This is a genomic window from Enterococcus sp. AMC1251 (assembly GCF_058216535.1).
This window is the reverse complement of the sequence record NZ_CM177098.1, coordinates 849838-869458: the sequence shown is the minus strand read 5'-3', so window position 1 is coordinate 869458 and position 19621 is coordinate 849838. Positions and strand designations below refer to the sequence as shown.

General features: G+C 34.8%; 9 protein-coding genes and 1 pseudogene. 4 read left to right on the top strand and 6 right to left on the bottom strand.

The genetic code is table 11. The features are described 5' to 3' along the window. The first annotated feature begins 155 nt into the window (after positions 1 to 155). From nrdD to AC4BBR_RS04040, 3 genes are all read left to right on the top strand, one after another. Positions 156 to 2348 carry an anaerobic ribonucleoside-triphosphate reductase gene (gene nrdD / locus AC4BBR_RS04050; RefSeq protein ID WP_490461287.1) on the top strand — a complete coding sequence of 731 codons (2193 nt, stop codon included), beginning with the start codon at positions 156 to 158 and terminating at the stop codon, positions 2346 to 2348. Positions 2349 to 2537: 189 nt separating this feature from the next. Then, complete coding sequence (gene nrdG / locus AC4BBR_RS04045) at positions 2538 to 3140, top strand: anaerobic ribonucleoside-triphosphate reductase activating protein (RefSeq protein WP_490461286.1); 603 nt, start codon at positions 2538 to 2540, stop codon at positions 3138 to 3140. 162 nt (positions 3141 to 3302) lie between these two features. Continuing rightward, complete coding sequence (locus tag AC4BBR_RS04040) at positions 3303 to 4091, top strand: SDR family oxidoreductase (RefSeq protein ID WP_490461285.1); 789 nt, start codon at positions 3303 to 3305, stop codon at positions 4089 to 4091. A 282-nt stretch (positions 4092 to 4373) separates the two neighbouring features. On the opposite strand, the gene AC4BBR_RS04035 is transcribed toward AC4BBR_RS04040, so the two are convergent. Beyond that, the gene (locus AC4BBR_RS04035) at positions 4374 to 11426 is read right to left on the bottom strand and encodes a BspA family leucine-rich repeat surface protein (RefSeq protein ID WP_490461284.1); all 7053 of its coding nucleotides are present in this window, start codon (positions 11424 to 11426) and stop codon (positions 4374 to 4376) included. Positions 11427 to 11760: 334 nt separating this feature from the next. Here AC4BBR_RS04035 and AC4BBR_RS04030 point away from each other — a divergent pair. After that, a pseudogene (locus AC4BBR_RS04030) lies at positions 11761 to 13022 on the top strand (ISL3 family transposase). Positions 13023 to 13157: 135 nt separating this feature from the next. Here the strand turns inward: AC4BBR_RS04030 and glmS are convergent. The 5 genes from glmS to AC4BBR_RS04005 form a co-directional block, all read right to left on the bottom strand. Further along, complete coding sequence (glmS, locus tag AC4BBR_RS04025; RefSeq protein WP_490462069.1) at positions 13158 to 14969, bottom strand: glutamine--fructose-6-phosphate transaminase (isomerizing); 1812 nt, start codon at positions 14967 to 14969, stop codon at positions 13158 to 13160. Between the two features lie 447 nt (positions 14970 to 15416). Then, positions 15417 to 16250: an energy-coupling factor transporter transmembrane component T family protein gene (locus AC4BBR_RS04020; protein ID WP_490461283.1), complete on the bottom strand. Its 834-nt coding sequence runs from the start codon at positions 16248 to 16250 to the stop codon at positions 15417 to 15419. Next, positions 16247 to 17956 carry an ABC transporter ATP-binding protein gene (locus AC4BBR_RS04015; RefSeq protein ID WP_490461282.1) on the bottom strand — a complete coding sequence of 570 codons (1710 nt, stop codon included), beginning with the start codon at positions 17954 to 17956 and terminating at the stop codon, positions 16247 to 16249. The genes AC4BBR_RS04020 and AC4BBR_RS04015 overlap by 4 nt, the downstream gene beginning before the upstream one ends. Positions 17957 to 18089: 133 nt before the next feature. Continuing rightward, on the bottom strand, positions 18090 to 18641 hold the full coding sequence (locus AC4BBR_RS04010) for an ECF-type riboflavin transporter substrate-binding protein (protein WP_490461281.1): 552 nt from the start codon (positions 18639 to 18641) through the stop codon (positions 18090 to 18092). An 11-nt stretch (positions 18642 to 18652) separates the two neighbouring features. Continuing rightward, positions 18653 to 19510 carry an SAM hydrolase/SAM-dependent halogenase family protein gene (locus AC4BBR_RS04005; protein ID WP_490461280.1) on the bottom strand — a complete coding sequence of 286 codons (858 nt, stop codon included), beginning with the start codon at positions 19508 to 19510 and terminating at the stop codon, positions 18653 to 18655. Positions 19511 to 19621 lie beyond the last annotated feature (111 nt).

Genomic DNA, 19621 nt, shown 5'->3' with positions numbered 1-19621 from the left:
GGGAGTTGTTTTCACTATATTTTCATTCTCTATAAACACTATATGTAGTTACACAAACGTAAAAAAATTTAAATTTCACACTATATATAGTTGAAAGATTCATTGAATTGTTTTATGATAAGGAAGGAATAAATCTATGAGGAGATGGGTAGCAAATGATGGAGATTAAGCAAACTAATAATGAAGTAAGTTCTACTGATTCAGCCTTACGCACGATGAAAATCGTTAAAAGAGATGGACGATTGGTTGATTTTGATGATCGAAAAATTTATGATGCTTTGATCAAAGCTGAACAAAAAATTCGCGGTTCTTTGGATCCGCTTGCCCATGAACGTATTCAAGAAATTGTAGAAAGAATTGATCAGGAAATTTCAGATCGTTTTGCTGAAGATGTAAAAATTTATGAAATCCAAAATATCGTTGAACATATTTTACTAGCAAAAAACGAATACGAGCTAGCAGAAGAATATATTAATTATCGCACTCGCCGTGATTTTGAGCGTAGTAAAGCGACTGATATTAACTTTACAATCAGTAAGTTGATCAACAAAGATCAGTCTGTCGTGAATGAAAATGCCAATAAAGATAGCGACGTCTTCAATACACAACGAGATTTAACTGCTGGAATCGTTGGTAAATCGATTGGTCTTAAAATGCTGCCTCCTCATGTTGCAAATGCACATCAAAAAGGTGATATCCATTATCACGACTTAGATTATCACCCATATACACCAATGACAAACTGCTGTTTGATTGATTTTAAAGGTATGCTGAATAATGGATTTAAAATCGGAAATGCAGAAGTTGAAGCACCAAAATCGATTCAAACTGCGACTGCCCAAATTTCACAAATCATTGCAAACGTAGCTTCTAGTCAATACGGCGGATGTTCGGCAGACCGTGTAGATGAATTATTAGCGCCATTCGCTGAATTAAATTATCAAAAACATTTAGCTGATGCAACAGAATGGATCGAAGGCTCTGATCGTCAAGAAGCCTTCGCCAAAAGTAAAACAAAAAAAGACATTTACGATGCGATGCAAAGTTTAGAATATGAAATCAACACATTATTCACTTCAAATGGGCAGACGCCTTTCACTTCTTTGGGATTCGGTTTAGGTCTAAGCTGGTTTGAACGTGAAATTCAACGGGCAATTTTACAAATTCGGATCAATGGTTTAGGCAGCGAACACAGAACAGCTATTTTTCCTAAATTGATTTTCACTTTAAAACGTGGGGTAAATTTAAATGAAACAGATCCCAACTATGATGTAAAACAGCTGGCATTAGAATGTGCAACGAAACGGATGTATCCGGATGTTTTAAATTATGATAAGTTAGTTGATTTAACAGGTAGCTTTAAGGTACCTATGGGGTGCCGTTCTTTCCTACAAGGCTGGAAAGACGAACAGGGCGAAGAAATCAATGTAGGCCGTATGAATTTAGGCGTTGTTACCTTAAATCTTCCTAGAATCGCGATGGAAGCTCATGGTGATGTGGATAAATTCTGGACACTTTTAGGTGAACGTCTTGAAATAATGAAAGATGCATTGGTCTATCGTGTTGAACGCTGCAAAGAAGCAACACCCGCAAATGCTCCGATCCTCTACATGTATGGTGCGTTTGGAAAACGTTTATCTAGAAAAGAATCTGTGAATGAATTATTCAAAAATAAACGTGCGACTGTTTCACTAGGTTATATTGGCTTGTACGAAGTAGCTTCTGCTTTTTACGGTGGTGACTGGGAAATAAAACCTGAAGCGAAAGACTTTACGATTGAAATCTTAAAAGATTTAAAAGCGTATGCCGATGACTGGGGTAATGACTATGGTTATCACTTCAGTGTCTATTCAACACCTAGCGAAAGCTTGACCGATCGTTTTTGCCGTTTAGATACTGAAAAATTCGGTGTAGTCGAAAATATAACGGATAAAGACTATTATACAAATAGTTTCCACTATGATGTTCGTAAAAACCCCACTCCTTTTGAAAAATTAGATTTTGAAAAAGATTATCCACAATATTGCTCTGGCGGTTTTATCCACTATTGTGAATATCCTGTCTTACAACAAAATCCTAAAGCGTTAGAATCTGTTTGGGATTATGCTTATGATCGTGTAGGTTACCTAGGAACAAACACACCTATCGATCACTGTTATGAATGTGATTTTGAAGGTGATTTCACTCCAACAGAACGTGGCTTTGAATGCCCGCAGTGCGGCAATCACGATCCAAAATCCTGTGATGTTGTGAAACGAACTTGTGGTTACCTTGGTAATCCACAAGCTAGACCGATGGTTCATGGAAGACACAAAGAAATCTCTTCGCGAGTGAAACATATGAAATAAAAAGTGAAACGAAACGATTAACTCTCGAATGATAAGAGAAAAGAATTATAGTGACGCTTCTCGTCACGAATTGTTAGCTCTTATCATTGAGAGCTGGATTAGATAAAAATAGAACAAACCAATCACCATAAAACGATGTCCCCTGCATTCTTTTGCAGGCATCGTTTTTATTTGAAAGGATGACTAAAAATGAGAAATCCTAAGCCAAAAGAATGGTTAACAGAGGAACTTAGTCAAAATTATATCGCTGATTACAAAGCCTTTAACTTTGTAGATGGTGAAGGGGTCCGAAACAGTCTATACGTTAGTGGCTGTTTGTTTGCTTGTGAAGGGTGTTTTAATCAAGCAGTTCAAAATTTCCGCTATGGTAAACCATTTACAAAAGAATTGGAAGATCGAATCATTAAAGATTTATCTCATGATTATGTACAAGGATTAACCCTATTAGGCGGGGAACCTTTTTTAAATACAGATGTTTGTTTGACTGTTGTTGATCGAGTTCACAAAGAATTTGAACAAAAAAAAGATATCTGGTCTTGGTCTGGTTACACCTTTGAAGAATTGCTGCTGGAGTCTGACGACAAACTAGAATTATTAAATAAAGTAGATATTTTAGTTGATGGACGTTTTGAATTATCTAAAAAAAATTTGAGTCTTCAGTTCAGAGGTAGCAATAACCAAAGAATTATCGATGTAAAGAAATCTTTAGTTAGTGGACAAGCCGTTATTTGGGAAAAATGTCATGATGCCGAGCTAACTTATGAGCAAATAGACAAAGGAAAACTAATATAATTTATACACCAATGCAGCTGTGAGTTCTTTCCCATCGCTGTATTGTTTTTTTGAATGTTATTGCATATCGAATCGTTGGCTCATCTTTTCTAGGTATATTACAATAAAAAAGGAGGATTCGTTCTCAAATACACTAACTTAAGAAATAGGAGGAAAACTATTATGACAACTAATCAGTTATCATCTCAAAAAAAAGCAATCATCACGGGAGCTGCTTCAGGAATTGGTTATGCTACAGCCAAATTATTTATTGAAAAGGGCTTTATTGTTGGGTTGATTGATGCTGATAAAGATCGTTTAGAAACTATTTCTAAGGATTTTAAACAAAATGGCCATAAATGTTATTATAGAAGTGCGGATGTATCAGATGAAAGCAGACTAAAAAAAGCAATTGACGCACTCGTTGAAAATTTAGACGGTCTGGATGTCTTTTTCAATAATGCTGGCATTAATGGGACTTGGGCACCAATTGAATCCCTGTCAATTGATGAATGGGATCATACACTGAACACAAATCTACGCAGTACATTTTTATGTACGAAATTCGTGATTCCACACATGAAAAAAAATGGTGGTTCGATTGTCATAACAAGTTCCATCAACGGTACTAGAATATTTAATAATTTTGGTGCGTCTGCGTACAGCGCTTCAAAAGCAGGACAAGTAGCATTCACAAAAATGGCTGCGTTAGAATTAGCTCGTTACAATATTCGAGTAAATGCCATCTGTCCAGGAGCCATAGACACAGCCATTAATGAAAAAACAACCTACTCTGATGAGTTAAAAGAAGTTGAAATCAAAGTGAACTTTCCAGAAGGGGATCGTCCATTAAAACGTGAAACAGGAACCAGTGACCAAGTCGCTCAGTCTGTTTTATTTTTAGCGACGGATGTGTCTGCCAACATCTCTGGAACCGAACTTTATGTGGATGGAGCTGAGTCTTTGCTTTGATTTATATGTAACAGAGAGTCCGAGACAAAAGCGTTTATTTCCGAAGCCTTCAAAACTTAGTGCTTTAGCACTTAGAATTTGATGTGCTCGGAGCGAAGCGTAGTCGCTGTTTTTTTCTCGCCGTTTATTCGGATTTAGAGCGCGAAACAAAACTGATCTTTCGCTTTGTCCCACGCTCCTGTTTTGAACTAAAAATACTTGTTAAAAAAATCCGAAGATCTCTAACTTGAGTTTTCTATTTTTAGATTAGTAGTTATTTTACTTTCTTGTCAAAAATTAAGTTCAGTTTTTTGCACGTATATATTCTCCTGGGTAGCTTCCGTCATAATCATTTAAATCATAAAGTTCAGTTGGTTTTCCTTCATCACTTGGGCCATGCCAGTAACCTGTGTACGGTTCTTCTTGTTTTTTTGGAAGACCTAGATCCTGGGTATAACCAGAGTTAAACCTGAATACACTATCTGGTCCTAAGATTATTGTCTCTAACGCATTCATATTCCCAAACATATGATATGAGTAGTAAATATTTCTCATATTCCAACTTGATAAATCTAAGGTCTCTACTTTGGATAATCCGTTAAACATAAATTTGAAATTAGAAACTCTACTTGTATTCCAGTTCTTAAGATTGAATTTAGTCAACTGAGAACTATTGCTAAAAGTTCCTTCCATACTAGTTGTGTCGCTCACATCTACTTTCTCTAATCCTTCAATTTCTTCTAATTCTGATAAACCGGAGAATAAATAGTCTAAACTTCCAGAAGCTATGATAGGTTGAGTAAATTCAATTTTTTTGATTTTTTTCCCTTCCAATTTTGGTTCGATATTTGCCCTAATATTTAGCTTATTTGTAGAATTTAATTTTTTTCCATCTTTGAAAATCAGTGTTTGTGTGTCTTCTTTCCATTCCCACTGAATATTAGAAAACTTTGTGAATGTTTTTTCACGTTTATATTTTCCTGGAATAGTACCTTTATAATCATTTAAATCATAAAGTTCAGTTGGTTTTCCTTCATTACTTGGGCCATGCCAGTAACCTGTGTACGGTTCTTCTTGTTTTTTTGGAAGACCTAGATCCTGGGTATGACCAGAATTAAACCTGAATACACTATCTGGTCCTAAGATTACCTCTTCTAAAGCTTTCATATTCCCAAACATATGATATGAGTAGTAAATATTTCTCATATTCCAACTTGATAAATCTAAGGTCTCTACTTTGGATAATCCGTTAAACATAAATTTGAAATTAGAAACTCTACTTGTATTCCAGTTCTTAAGATTGAATTTAGTCAACTGAGAACTATTGCTAAAAGTTCCTTCCATACTAGTTGTGTCGCTCACATCTACTTTCTCTAATCCTTCAATTTCTTCTAGTTCAGATAAATCAGAAAATAAATAGTCTAAACTTCCAGAAGCTATGATAGGTTGAGTAAATTCAATTTTTTTGATTTTTTTCCCTTCCAATTTTGGTTCGATATTTGCCCTAATATTTAGCTTATTTGTAGAATTTAATTTTTTTCCATCTTTGAAAATCAGTGTTTGTGTGTCTTCTTTCCATTCCCACTGAATATTAGAAAACTTTGTGAATGTTTTTTCACGTTTATATTTTCCTGGAATAGTACCTTTATAATCATTTAAATCATAAAGTTCAGTTGGTTTTCCTTCATCACTTGGGCCATGCCAGTAACCTGTGTACGGTTCTTCTTGTTTTTTTGGAAGACCTAGATCCTGGGTATGACCAGAATTAAACCTGAATACACTATCTGGTCCTAAGATTACCTCTTCTAAAGCTTTCATATTCCCAAACATATGATATGAGTAGTAAATATTTCTCATATTCCAACTTGATAAATCTAAGGTCTCTACTTTGGATAATCCGTCAAAAATAAATTTGAAATTAGAAACTCTACTTGTATTCCAGTTCTTAAGATTGAATTTAGTCAACTGATGAGTATTGCTAAAAGTTCCTTCCATACTAGTTGTGTCGCTCACATCTACTTTCTCTAATCCTTCAATTTCTTCTAGTTCAGATAAATCAGAAAATAAATAGTCTAAACTTCCAGAAGCTATGATAGGTTGAGTAAATTCAATTTTTTTGATTTTTTTCCCTTCCAATTTTGGTTCGATATTTGCCCTAATATTTAGCTTATTTGTAGAATTTAATTTTTTTCCATCTTTGAAAATCAGTGTTTGTGTGTCTTCTTTCCATTCCCACTGAATATTAGAAAACTTTGTGAATGTTTTTTCACGTTTATATTTTCCTGGAATAGTACCTTTATAATCATTTAAATCATAAAGTTCAGTTGGTTTTCCTTCATCACTTGGGCCATGCCAGTAACCTGTGTACGGTTCTTCTTGTTTTTTTGGAAGACCTAGATCCTGGGTATGACCAGAATTAAACCTGAATACACTATCTGGTCCTAAGATTACCTCTTCTAAAGCTTTCATATTCCCAAACATATGATATGAGTAGTAAATATTTCTCATATTCCAACTTGATAAATCTAAGGTCTCTACTTTGGATAATCCATTAAACATAAATTTGAAATTAGAAACTCTACTTGTATTCCAGTTCTTGACATTAAATTTAGTCAGCTGAGAACTATTGCTAAAAGTTCCTTCCATACTAGTTGTGTCGCTCACATCTACTTTCTCTAATCCTTCAATTTCTTCTAATTCTGATAAACCGGAGAATAAATAGTCTAAACTTCCAGAAGCTATGATAGGTTGAGTAAATTCAATTTTTTTGATTTTTTTCCCTTCCAATTTTGGTTCGATATTTGCCCTAATGTTTAGCTTATTTGTAGAATTTAATTTTTTTCCATCTTTGAAAATCAGTGTTTGTGTGTCTTCTTTCCATTCCCACTGAATATTAGAAAACTTTGTGAATGTTTTTTCACGTTTATATTTTCCTGGAATAGTACCTTTATAATCATTTAAATCATAAAGTTCAGTTGGTTTTCCTTCATTACTTGGGCCATGCCAGTAACCTGTGTACGGTTCTTCTTGTTTTTTTGGAAGACCTAGATCCTGGGTATGACCAGAATTAAACCTGAATACACTATCTGGTCCTAAGATTACCTCTTCTAAAGCTTTCATATTCCCAAACATATGATATGAGTAGTAAATATTTCTCATATTCCAACTTGATAAATCTAAGGTCTCTACTTTGGATAATCCATTAAACATAAATTTGAAATTAGAAACTCTACTTGTATTCCAGTTCTTGACATTAAATTTAGTCAGCTGAGAACTATTGCTAAAAGTTCCTTCCATACTAGTTGTGTCGCTCACATCTACTTTCTCTAATCCTTCAATTTCTTCTAATTCTGATAAACCGGAGAATAAATAGTCTAAACTTCCAGAAGCTATGATAGGTTGAGTAAATTCAATTTTTTTGATTTTTTTCCCTTCCAATTTTGGTTCGATATTTGCCCTAATGTTTAGCTTATTTGTAGAATTTAATTTTTTTCCATCTTTGAAAATCAGTGTTTGTGTGTCTTCTTTCCATTCCCACTGAATATTAGAAAACTTTGTGAATGTTTTTTCACGTTTATATTTTCCTGGAATAGTACCTTTATAATCATTTAAATCATAAAGTTCAGTTGGTTTTCCTTCATTACTTGGGCCATGCCAGTAACCTGTGTACGGTTCTTCTTGTTTTTTTGGAAGACCTAGATCCTGGGTATGACCAGAATTAAACCTGAATACACTATCTGGTCCTAAGATTACCTCTTCTAAAGCTTTCATATTCCCAAACATATGATATGAGTAGTAAATATTTCTCATATTCCAACTTGATAAATCTAAGGTCTCTACTTTGGATAATCCATTAAACATAAATTTGAAATTAGAAACTCTACTTGTATTCCAGTTCTTGACATTAAATTTAGTCAGCTGAGAACTATTGCTAAAAGTTCCTTCCATACTAGTTGTGTCGCTCACATCTACTTTCTCTAATCCTTCAATTTCTTCTAGTTCAGATAAATCAGAAAATAAATAGTCTAAACTTCCAGAAGCTATGACAGGTTGAGTAAATACAATCTTTTTAATCTTCTTTCCCGATAAAGTACTCTCTATCTCTGTCTGTATTTTTTTGCTTGAACTAGTGGAAGGGAGAAAATTATTAGTTGAACTTGTTCCGCCTCGAAAAGTAATTGTTTGAGTTGCTCCATTCCATACCCAGAATACATTACCAAATTTTTTAGTCTCTTGTTCTCTTGTATAAGTTCCTGGTTTAGTTCCATCATAGTTATTGACAAACTCTGAACTTGATTCATAGACTACAGTTGGATTTTTTTCTCCATCTGGTCCTACCCAACGTCCTGTATAAGGATGTTCTTTTTTGTCTACAAGATCTATCCCTTTTCTATACTTCAATTTTGTTTTTGGCCCTAAAATTAGTTTATCTAACGATTTAGATTTAGAAAACATTCTCTCCATATTTGTATCTATTGGAGTCTCCCAGTTAGATAAATTCAACGTTTCAATCCCACTATATGAAAAAATACCCGTCAGATTTTTTACTTTTCTTATATTCCACTTGGATACATTTAAAGATTTAAGTTTGTCTGTTCCAGAAAACATGCTAACCATAACTTCTACAGAGGAAACATCTATTTTATTTAACCCTTCAATTTCTTTTAACTCAGATAAACTTGAAAACATTAGATTCATAGATTTTGAGGCTTTAATAGGTTGAGTAAACACAATTTTTTTGATTTTTTTCCCAGATAGATTTTTTTCTATTTTCCCTTCTATAGCGTCACTCCAAGAAGTTGTGTCAGGAAGTTTATTGTAAGTATCACTAGCTCCACCTTTAAAAATAACTGTTTGTGTTGCTTCTTCCCATTCCCAAGCAATATCACCAAATCTTTTAGTATTTTTTTCTCTCGTATATGTTCCTAGTTGTGTACCATCATAATCAGGTAAAAAATCCGAAGTAGATTTTATACTAGTAGGGTTGTTTTCACCATTTGGTCCTACCCAAAATCCTGTATATGGAAACTTTTTATTATCCGAAAGACCTGCTTCATCATTCTCACTTACTATTGTTTTCGCACCTAAAACAAGTGTGTCTAAAGATATCGAAGCTTCAAACGTTCCCTTCATCTGGATACCTTTTGTAGTATCCCAGTTAGATAAATCCAATGTCTGAACACCACTATGTGCAAAAGTTCCGTTTAGATTTGTTAGCTTTTTTATATTCCACTTGGCTACATCTATTTGAGTAACTTTTGGGGTATGTGCAAACATATTACTCATTGATGTAACATTTACTGTATTCCAGTTTGAAACGTCCATTTGATTAAGTTTAGGTGTTTTATAAAATACATACCCCATATCCGTAACCTCTGATACATCTAACTTGTCTAATCCTTCAATTTCCGTTAACTCTGATAGATTTGAAAAGAGATAACTCATATTGTTTGGTGCCTTAACGGATTGACTAAACTCAATTTTTTTGATTTCCATCCCAGAAAACTTACTTTCTATCTCTGTCTTTATTGTACTCTCTACATTCGTACTTGGAAAAGTTCCTTCAGTAAATGTCAATTTACGGGTTTTCTCATCAAAAGTCCACTGGCTCGTTCCAAATACTCCTTTTAGAACAGAAGGTTTACCAAATTTTACCTTTATCGTATCACCAGGTGCATCATTTACTTGTACAGCAAATTTAGGCTGTTCCCCTTTAACTATGATATTTGACGGACACGTGTCAAAATCAAAGAGTTCATTTAATCCCTTTTTGAAATAGCTATCTTTACCACTTCCTGGTTCTTTACTTAATGGTGGATAGCCTTTTATTCCTTCATTTGCCTCTTTTAACGTAACAATTTGTTTTCCATACTCTAAAATATTAAGGTTGTCTCTGTATTCTTCATTAACAGCATAAATAGAAATTCCTTCACTACTGTTCTCGTCTTTACGCCCTTCATCAAATCCGTATATTTTTCTATTTTCGATTAAATAATAGTGTTTTTCTGATGGTGTATTTTCTCCCTCTTTATATACAGGTAGTTTATATATCTTGGAATCTGCCTGATCGCCTGATTTCATAAGAATCTCTTTTTCTTCTGTAATCGTTTCTGTTGCCAATCCCAATTTCATTTTAGAATAAGCATCAAAATGGGCTGGTGTCGCACCAGGAAAATCTCTAGGATTCTTACTGCCATGCTCTCCTACTTTCCCCCAACAACCAGAAGACATCGTACTATGGTAACCAATTCCATGACCTTGAATAGAATTATTTGGCCCATACAAATCAGGCAAACCTAGTGAATGACCAAATTCGTGTGCAAATATACCAATTGTAGTAGGTGTCGCTTTTAGATACGTACTCCCAACAGTTCCACTTTCACCAGTTGTGTCAGCCTTTCGTTCTACATGTATGAGTTCTCCTGTAGCCATATACCCCTCTGAAAAAACTAACCCTTTTTTAGATGCTATAACTTCAGGACTTTTGTGCGCCCAAATAGATTTGTCCTTTGCTTTTGCATGCGTTATTTCAAATCCAGCAAAAACAAAGAGCACGTGAAGCTCATTACTTGTTATTTGACCATTATGATCTTTGTCATATACTGATAAATCAATATAGTCTTCCGCTTTTTGGAGTGCTTTCTCCATGTAAGAAGGATCAGGAAATTTAATTTGATAGTTTGTACTCGGATGTTCTTCCTCTAAAGATACTTTTACGATCCCTGTTTCCTCTTTAAACTGACTTGTTTGAGCAGGCAAAATATTGATTCTATCTTGTGTGGCCTCTTTATAATAGGTTTTTAGTGTTTTATCGTCTGGATTTTCTCCAAAAAATTTGTTCCGCCATTCAGGAATACTTACTGGTTCAGTATCCGATGCAAGTAACTTTCGATTGCTAAATTCAACCATAACAACTAAAATATTTTGATCTCTCTCAAGAGAACCTTGCTCTGATTTCATTCTGCTTTGGTGATCGTGTTCATTCGGTTGAATAGTTAAGGAATGGACATCCTTTTCTTTCAACGTTCCTTTCGGTTTTTGATCAATTTGATATTTTTTTCCAGTAGATTCTAAAGCTGTATCAGTTTCATTCTTTTTTGCGTAGTACCAATAGCTATCACTTTCTTGAATCAAAACTTCAGATGTTTGACTCGCAATAACATAGTGCAAAAACTCATTTCCTCTTAGCTCCCCTTTAAATGTTACACCATTTGGCTGTTCAAAGGATATCTCTCCAAGATTTGGATCAACCACACCAGCATGTACAGTCTTTGGAGTCCATCCTAATAATAATAAACAGACTGCGCCAATAAAATAGAAATACTGTAACTTCCAACTTCCTTTTCTTTTTTTCACCTTTTTTACCTCCCTTTATTAAGTAATAAAAATTATCAGAATTATATTACTTAGTATAATTATACCAAATTTTTTAATAGCTTTAAATAAACACCATAAGATTGATTAATATTTTTAAAAAGTAATTATTATTATATTTTATATATAATAATAATTACTTTTTAAATCCAAAAAATATTAATCAATAATATATATATTTTTTTTAAAACGGCTCTATACTTTCTGATGTTGGTGAGAAATCACCGGCATCTTTTTTAATGCAAAATAGTAGAAAAGACACCCTGATATCCTTTAGAATTAAGTCGTCTAAAACCATTCAAAAGGGGAAATCAAGATGTCCTATACAAATCTTATCAAAAATACATTAGATATTCTAGACGTAAACATTACTTTTAATGAAAACTCTTTAAACAAAGAACGCATCAAAAGACAGATCTGCCACGTATTTTCTGGTACATTGGATTATTTAGCCCACTCTTGTCCTCATTGTGGTGGCAATGAAGACGGATCGATTATTCGTTGGAGCTTTACAACCTGTCTGATTTTACTAAATGATGTCTCTGAGTATCAAACATATTTACGCTTGAAGAAACGCCGTTTTTTCTGCCATTCTTGTACTAAAACCTTTGTCGCTGAAACAAGTCTGATTGAAAAGTGTTGTTCGATCTCAAGGAAAGTGAAGCTTTCTATTGCCGATCGTTTAAGAAAAACCACGTCTATGAGTGAAATTGCCCGTCAAAAGAAAGTCTCTGTTTCTTCTGTCGGCTCACCTTGCCGGAAGTCCTTTGTTTTGATGAATTCAAATCAGTGAAACAAGTCGCTGCTTCTATGAGCTTTATCCTAATGGACGGGCAAACAAAACAGTTAATTGATGTCGTTGAAAATCGGCAACTCCCTTTTTTAGAACGCTATTTCTCACGATTTCCTTTGGCTGTTCGTAAAGGTGTAAAATACATTGTTTGCGATAGGTATGCGCCTTATTTTTCTTTAGTAAAGAAACTATTTCCCGAGGCTCAGATTGTTCTTGACCGCTTTCATATTGTTCAACACATTGGGCGAACATTCTTAAAACACCGTATTCAACGAATGAATACATTTCGTCACCAGGGAACGGAAGAGGCAAAAAAATATCGTCACTTGAAGAACTATTGGAAACTTCTCCAAAAGAATCAATCAACACTCAATTTTGAAAAATGCCAATGGCGTCCTTCTTTTCGTGCTTATTTAATAGAAACAGAACTCGTAGATCGGTTACTTGCCTATGATAAAGAATTAAAAGCTGGCTATACCTGTTATCAGGATTTTCTCTACGCCATACAAACCAGAGACTACACAAGATTTCACGTGCTTTTAGAACAAGATTATTCTAAGCTTCCAGCCTATTATCAAACGACAATTAATACCTTTAAAAAAGTTCAAACGAGCATTAAAAATGCGTTGGATTTACCTTATTCCAACGGACCGTTAGAGTGCTTGAATAATCATATAAAAGTATTGAAAAGAAATGCCTATGGCTTCCGTAACTTCTATAATTTTAAATTGAGAATTACTTTATGCTTTGGCACTGTTCTTTTTCAACCAAATAAAAAGTCCTAGAGGAAAAGACCTCTAAGACTTATAATAAATGAGTTAATTCTTTGGATTTTCTTCACCAACATTCGTTGACAAAGAGCCTAGAAAAAGAAGCCGAGATACTAACATTTAGTGTTAGATCTCGGCTTCTTTTTATTCTTATTCCACGGTAACACTTTTGGCTAAATTACGTGGTTTATCTACATCATATCCTCTTTGCAGTGTGGCAAAGTAAGCAATCAATTGAGTTGGGATAATGCTAACTAAAGGGGTTAGTAATGGATGCACATCCGGTATGATCAATTGATCCGTCTCTTTTGCTAATGACGCTAAGGCGATGACAAAATTATGAGCACCACGGCTTTCAACTTCTTTTAAATTCCCACGAGTATGTGCTGCTGTTTTTCGATCTGTAATTACACCAAAAACCGGTGTTCCTTCTTCGATCAATGCAATCGTGCCATGTTTTAACTCTCCAGCTGCAAAACCTTCCGCTTGAATATATGAAATTTCCTTTAACTTCAATGAAGCTTCCATCGATACATAGTAGTCCACACCACGTCCGATATAAAAAGCATTTCTCGTCGTTGATAAATAATCTTCCACTAACTGACTAATAACCATTTTTTCATCGATGATTGTTTCCATGACAGCTGCAATCACACTTAATTCATGAGCAATGTCGAAGTCTAAAGAGGACTGATTTTCTTTATTATCTCCCACAGCTTTGGCAAGAACCGCTAAGACAGCAATTTGCGCAGTATACGCTTTTGTTGAAGCCACAGCAATTTCTGGTCCAGCGTGAAGAAGTAATGTAAAGTCGGCTTCTCTAGATAAAGTAGATCCAGCTACATTTGTTAGTGTCAGTGATGGCAAACCAAGTTCATTAGTTTGTACCAATACCTGACGGCTATCAGCTGTTTCCCCACTTTGACTTAAGAAAATAAAAAACGGTTTTTCTGACAATAACGGCATATTATAGCCAAATTCGCTTGAAAGATGAACTTCAACTGGGATATTGGTCATTTTTTCGAGAAGCGCTTTGCCCACCCAGCCAGCATTATAACTAGTCCCACAAGCAATAATATAGATACGATCACTTGCAGTTATTTTTTCAATGATGTTTTTATCAATGACAGTGTCACCAATTGTGTTCGTATACTCCTGAATAATTCGGCGCATAACCGTTGGCTGGTCATCAATTTCTTTTAGCATATAATACGGATATGTCCCTTTTTCGATATCACTTAAATCTAATTGGGCTTCATAAGACTCTCGATAAACTTGATTGCCTTGTTCATCTTCGATTTCTATCTCATCCGCTTTAACAATCACCAATTCACCGTCAGCAATTTCAACGAAACGATTCGTTTCAGCAAGCATCGCCATCGCATCACTGCAAATCACATTAAAACGATCTCCCAATCCAATTAGTAATGGACTTTTATTTTTAGCAACATAAATGGTATCAGGATCGTTTTTGTCAATCAATGCAAATGCATACGAACCGTTGATTACCGTTAAAGCTTTTTTGAACGCTTCTTTTGTTGTCAATCCAGCTTCTGCAAAATACTCGATCAAATGAACTACGATTTCTGTATCAGTCTCACCTTCCAGTTGCTCATTTTGAAGAAATTCCTGTTTTATTTCTTCAAAATTTTCGATCACACCATTGTGTACCAAAATAAACTGGTGATTACTTGAGGTATGAGGATGAGCATTTCTTTCACTTGGTTTTCCATGTGTTGCCCAACGTGTATGCCCAATTCCCACTGTACCTTGAACTTCTGAGCTTAGTTTACGTTGTAGATCAGCGATTCTTCCTAACGATTTTACTAAATAATCTTCCTTGTTTTTCCCAGTTACAAAAATTCCCGCTGAATCATATCCTCTATATTCTAATTTTTCTAATCCTTGAATTAAAATATCCGTTGCATTCTCTTTGCCAATAATTCCTACGATTCCACACATACTAATCATTTCCTACTTTCTCGATTGTCTTAGGTCATCGTTCAAGAAAAAAGAAGTGGATCAATAAAAAATGAACCTTTAACCATTCTTAGTATCCGCACATTTCATTTTCTTGAATCTTCATCATAGGTTTCTATTCTGCATAGTTGGATTTTTGTTATAATTTCGCAATTATTTTTTCTTTCCAGCTTGTAGAGTACAGACCCTAGAGCTATCCGCCGAATCTTTCGATAAGCTCTTTCCTCGTCACCTGAATACTCAGGTCTGGCGCTATTCCTTTATTGGTCTAACTATCCTCCTTTTAAAAAAACTAAATAGAAACTGCATTAATAATACAATATACTAAATATAGATGTCAATATTTTTATGAAAAAATAAAATTGGTATAGTCAAAAAAGCGGTTAGGTCATCACTCTACGAGTCAGGTCCCAACCACTTCAAAAAGGATTAATTAAACGGATTATAAAATCTACCGCGATTGACTTTAAATAAGGCAAAACTTAAAACGGTCAATAAAATAGCAAAGCCAATAACAAGAAAATCAGAGGAATGAAAAGGTCGCTCAGCGTACCATGTTCTTTTCTTTTTTTCTCCAAAACGACGTAGCTCCATCGCTGTGCTGATCGTCTCAATTCGATCTAAGCTGGACAGAATCAAGGGAAAAACAATTTGAGCCGTTCCTTTCAACCGTTGTGTTAGTTTCCCTTTTTTAGACATTTCAAAACCACGTGCTTGCTGCGCTAAAGAAATATTGACAAAATCTTCTTGAATATCTGGAATATACCGAATAGCCAACGCTACAGCATAACTGATTTTATAGCTAATTCCGATTCGATTCAAACTAGATGCAAATTCACTTGGATTTGTCGTCAATAGAAAAATCAGCACCAACGGTATCGTACAAAAATATTTTAAAACTAAATTAAATTCATAAAATAATTGCTCTTGTGTTACTGTAAAACGGCCTACGCCTTCCCAAATAACAGTTCTAGATTGATATAAATCCACTCCATATTCTGGGGCAAATAAGTAAACTGCAATAATATTCAGTAACGAAAACACAAAAATAAATTTCACAACAAATGAAATCTGGTGCCATTTAATATTTGATAGCTTAAATAAAACCAATGAAAATACCGTCATACTAATCAAAAAACGGGTATCATACGTTGTCATACACGCAACAGATAACAGAATCAAAAAAATTAATTTAGCCGTTCCATTCAATTTATGAATCATTGTATTATCAGGAATATAGCCTAACATTTGATGTTCATTCATTTCAAACGCACCTCCTGATCATAAGTCATAAAGTTTTCTGTAAATAAAAATGGCTCTTCCATTCCTAAATGTTGTGCAAAAGTAAATAAGCTTGTTTCTTTCAATGAAGCACGTTCCACTAATTGAGAATCGGTTAATACTTTAACAGGTGATGTATCTGCGATAATTTTGCCATCATACAAAACAATTGCACGATCTGTATATTCCAACATAAGATGCATGTCATGAGTAATCATGGCAATCGTGACACCCAGTTCATTTAGCTTTTCTAAAAAGGTCATCATTTCAGTATAATGCTTGAAATCTTGACCTGCAGTTGGTTCATCTAATATGATCATTTCAGGTTCCAGTACTAAAATCGCTGCAATCGTGACTCTTTTCTTTTGTCCAAAACTAAGTGCTGAAATCGGCCAATGACGAAATGAGTGCAGACCACAGATTTTTAAAACAGCTTCAACACGCTCTTTGATTTCAGCTTCTGGCATCCCTTTTAAGGTCAAACCTAAAGCAACTTCTTCAAATATCATTTTCTTTGAAATCATTTGATTCGGATTTTGCATGACAAAACCAATCTTATCTGCTCGTTCTTTAATAGAAAACTGAGTAAAATCCTGTTCTAACCAACTCATTTTTCCTGATTGAGGCGTCACAAATCCACAGACAGCTTTACTTAAAGTGGATTTACCAGCGCCATTTTTTCCAACAATACTCAGCATTTCTCCACGATTAAATGTAACGGAAACATCGTTTAAAACAGGTCGTTCATTTCGATTATATTGGTACGTAATATTTTCCAGTTCCAATAATGGTTGTACTATTTTTTGTTCAACCGTTTGAGATTGTTTTTTCATCCATTTTTCCATTTGTTCTTTTAAGTTTGGCGCTTGGATCTTTTCAATATCAGCTAAATATTCAACAGTTTCCAAATCCACGCCAGCATACTTCATCGCTGTGATATACAGAGGTTCTCGAATGCCGTGTTCTGTTAATATATTTGTTTTTAGTAGTTCATCTGCAGGTAAATCAGCGACAATCCGCCCATCATTAAACACAATCACACGATCAACTGAACGATATAAAACATCTTCTAAGCGATGCTCAATAATCAAAATCGTTGTTTTCGTCTTTTGATGAATTTCTTCAATCAACCCGATTGTTTCCTTACCCGTTTTTGGGTCAAGATTAGCGAGTGGCTCATCAAATAACAAAATCGGTGCCTCATCGATCAAAACACCTGCCATCGATACTCGTTGTTTTTGCCCACCAGACAAGTCTTGTGGTCGATGCTGTAAGAAGTCATTTAACCCAACGATTTTAGTCCAATGAGCAACTTCCTCTTTCATCTTTTTTTGCGGTACTTCATCGTTTTCTAAAGCGAATGCCACATCTTCTCCCACTGTTAACCCAATAAACTGACCGTCTGTATCCTGTAACACTGTTCCAACGTCAAAAGATAAATCAAATAGACTTGTCTTTGTTAATTTTTTGTCGCCGATTGTGACATTTCCAGTTATTTCCCCTTCATAACTATACGGAATCAATCCATTGATACATTGGGCAAAAGTCGATTTACCGCTACCGCTTGGCCCTACGATCAAGACTTTTTCCCCTTCATAGATTGTTAAATCGATAGTATGTAATGTAGGTTCAGCCTGACTATGATATTGGAAAGTAAAATTGTCAAAAGTTATCCGTGGTTTTTTCATCAATGACGCTCCCTCATTCTATGTAAAAAAGGACAAGAAAAGGCTAATAAGCTTAAAAAATCAAGCTTGCTTTTTCTCGCCCTTAATTTTATTTCAGAAATTATATTTATGCTAATTTCATTTTACTACATAATCAGTCTTTTGTTAAACTACCTTTTTTAGTCCGCGTTGCAGCATAAGCTGCCATCAACAATGTGCCGATGATTCCTACTGCAATAATGTTTAATACAACAGCGATCACGCCTTGCGTATAAACTTTACTAGCTGGTTCGCTATAAATCAATACATCTAATGTTGGTGCAATCAACCCCCAAACTACGGCGTTTCCAATCACTTGATAACTATTAAAATAAATAATGTCTTTTTTATTGAATTCGCCGTGTATAAGATCGATCTTTCTCCCTGCTAAACCATAGACCATTCCTATAATACCAGAACAAATGATCCAACTCCACCAAGCACTGCCATATGTTGTAAAATCTTTTAGCGTATGACCAATCAGGCCGATCAAGCCACCTGCAACAGGTCCAAAAATAACAGAAATTAATGCTAAAAATGGATACGCTGTTTCTAAGTTTGTGTTAGGAAATCCTGTTGGAATCACCACAAAACGGCCTAAAATTACAAATACCGCTGATCCAATACCAATGGCTACAATTGTTTTTACTGAAAAATCTTTTTTCATATTCTCCACCCCTATTCAAAAATGATCTTTGGTGCTTTTCTTAGCTGGATCGTCCAATCTGTTCCTGTCCCAATATGGTACAGTTTAGAAAACGAGTCTTGATTGACTGCGACACCAATATTTACCAAAGAATTGACATATACTAATGGTTCACCAATATTCACATCTGCAAAAGATTTCGCAAATTTCATAATATTTTGGTACACTTTTTTCCCTTGATGATAGATTGTTACCTGTAACTGATCATCATGCGCAATATTCTCTTCTTTCATAAATGCTAATGGGATATTTGTCCACAACGAACCAAAACGAATATCTAAAACATCGATACTGCCTTCTAAAATATGTTCATCATGTTTGGCTTCAATCAACGGCAAAGCTTCAATAGAATCTATTGTAACGGCCTTCCCTAACTTCTCAAAAGAAATTTCTTCACTAGCTAAGCGTGCTCCATTATAGGCATAAATATCTCTGCCATGAAAGGTATGACTTTCTTCTGAGTGCGGTAATCGACTCGTTACTTCATCGATAGTACGAATCTCTTCAATTCCTTGATAATGAGAAATATGAGTTAACGATCCATTATCTGGCGTAATAATATAATGTCCGGAATTAGTTTTCGCTACGATACTGCGTCTTGTACTGCCTACACCTGGATCGACAACTGAAACAAAAACAGTTCCTTTGGGCCAGTATTTGACTGTTTGATACAGACGATACGACGCCGCCCAGATATCATAAGGAGGAATTTCATGGGTCAAATCGCCAATGACGATCTTATCACTTACCATATGAGCGACACCATACATCGCACTTACTGCCCCATCGCCAAGCCCAAAATCTGTTTGTAAAACTAAATAATTCCCCATCTGATTACTCCTCTCTGACTATTTCTATCCATTATTTTTTGCGAAAAAATAGGCAGAATACCGATTATATCCCTATCAATTCTCAAACATAGTACCTTTTTCTGTTTATTC